Source organism: Caldicoprobacter sp., assembly GCF_047459465.1.
GTDB lineage: Bacteria > Bacillota > Clostridia > Caldicoprobacterales > Caldicoprobacteraceae > Caldicoprobacter.
In genome coordinates this window covers 1-2,235 of the sequence record NZ_VSCO01000210.1, presented here as the reverse complement: position 1 = coordinate 2,235, position 2,235 = coordinate 1, and the positions used below count along the sequence as shown (strand labels likewise).

The window sequence follows — 2,235 nt, the reverse complement described above, 5'->3', positions numbered from 1 at the left end:
AAACAAAAAGCAGCCCGAAGGCTGCTTTTTATAACCCACGTCTTATAACCCACGTCGTTTATACAGCATCCAATATCAAACTGCCCTCTCACCGTCTTATCCTGCGTGAAACGTCATAAACAGGAGAAGTATTTGGGATGTCATTCCGTCCATCTTCCTCCAGCACGGAATGCAGGACGCTTATCTCTCGCTGGAGCTTTTCGACCTTTTGCTGAAGCTTGATGACCTCATCCGCCAAATTTATGGCCGTCAGCATGGCTAACATGGTGGTACTTAAATTGGGCTGCCGCTGCTTGATCTCCTCCATCTTCCTGTCGACATAAATGGCCACCTTGTGAATGTATTCCTCGGACTCCACGCTCTTTATGGAGTATTCCCGGCCGCCGATCCGGACCACGGTTTTCGTCTTACCCACCATGGATCACATCCCCATTCCCCTGCTATCTTGGATACTATTATACAACATCTGCCATATTAGAACAAGCGTTTTGTCGAATTTTTGTGATCCCTTGCGGGTTAACGCAGTCTCGCCCCCAGCTTTTGTTCCAAACCTTTCACAATGCTGTCGTGCAGGGAATTAACCTCCTCATCCGTCAAGGTTCTATCGGCGGCACGATAGCTCAAAGAATAAGCTAGGCTCTTATAGCCTTGAGGTATTTGGGCACCCTCATACACATCGAACAGCTTCACTTTTTCGAGAAGCTGCCCACCAAGCTCTTTTATACAGCTCTCCACCTGGGCAGCCAGCACTTCCTTCTTCACCACCACCGCCAGGTCTCGCTCAACGGCAGGATACTTGGGAAGGGGCCTGTACTTCCGTTCCTCTTTTGCCAAACTGAGCAGGATATCAAGTTGTAGCTCGGCCACCAGAACCCTCTCTTCAATCTGATAGTTTTGAGCCACCTTGGGATGTATCTCCCCAAGTATGCCTATCTCCTTGCCCTCCAGTTTTAAAAGCGCCGTCCTGCCCGGATGGAATGTGGGATGAACGTGTGGTACAAACTCTGCCTCATCCAGCAGTCCCAGTTCCTCAAGCAACACCTCAACCTTGCCTTTAAGGTCATAATAATCTACATCCGGCCCATATTCTGCAATGGTCAAAAGTGGTTTTTCCTCCGGTAAATCCTCCAGCGGCAGCGATTTTGGCAGGAATGCCGTCCCTATCTCAAATATCTGGCATCTCTCTATTCCTCTGTTATAGTTGTGGGATAGCACCTCTAAAAGGCTTGGAATGAGCGTGGTGCGCATTATGCTCTGATCCTCGCCCAGGGGATTTAAAATTTTGACGGTCTTGGGTATGAGCTGCGGATCGGTAATGCCGATGGACTCATAGACCCTTGGGCTAGTGAAGGAGTAGGTCACCACCTCGTAAAGGCCGGTACCCACAAGCACGTCCTTTACCTTGTCTATAAGTTTCTGCTTCCGGGTCTTTTTACCACGGCTTATAGTGCCCTCCATCAAGGTCATGGGGATGTTATTGTAGCCGTAAATGCGAGCCACTTCCTCAGCTATATCGGCCACACCTTCTATGTCTTGCCTGAAAGACGGCACCTCTATCTCCATGTATTCACCCTTTACATCCACCTCGAACTCCAACTTCCTTAAGATATCGGCCATCTCATCGGCAGATAAGTTGATGCCCAGCAGGCCATTTACCCTCTTATATGGAATCTCCAAAACCTTCTTCTCCAGGGAACCGTGACACACATCTATAACGCCTTCTACCACCGTTCCTACCCCTAGCTGCTGGATCAGCTGAGCTGCTCGGTCCAATGCCGCCATGGCATTATGTATATCTAGGCCCTTTTCAAACCTCAAAGATGCCTCGCTGCGAATTCCCAGCGCCTTTGCCGTCTTACGGATGCATCCTCTATCAAACAGCGCACTCTCCAGCAAGATATTCCTTGTCCCATCTGTAATCTCGGTGTTGGCTCCGCCCATGACTCCTGCCAGGCCTATAGCCTTTTCTACGTCTGCTATAACCAGCATATCCGAAGTTAATAGCCTTTCTTTGTCATCGAGAGTAACCAGCTTTTCTCCATCGCGGGCTCTGCGTACTACGATGGTCCTACCGGCTACCTTATCCAGGTCAAAGGCATGCATGGGATGGCCCATCTCCAGCATGACATAATTGGTTATGTCAACGATATTGTTGATTGGCCTAATCCCCGCAGCAGCCAACCTGCGCTGCATCCATCTCGGAGACGGAGCAATCTTTACATCCTTTACCACCCT

The 2,235-nt window shown here is 49.6% G+C and carries 2 protein-coding genes; both read right to left on the bottom strand.

Features of this window, described 5'->3' with window-relative positions:
• Positions 1-88: 88 nt before the first annotated feature.
• Complete coding sequence (locus tag FWJ59_RS09410; protein WP_414481672.1) at positions 89-415, bottom strand: cell division protein ZapA; 327 nt, start codon at positions 413-415, stop codon at positions 89-91.
• 101 nt (positions 416-516) lie between these two features.
• The coding region (pheT, locus tag FWJ59_RS09405) for a phenylalanine--tRNA ligase subunit beta (RefSeq protein WP_414481671.1) at positions 517-2,235 on the bottom strand (1,719 nt) is incomplete at its 5' end.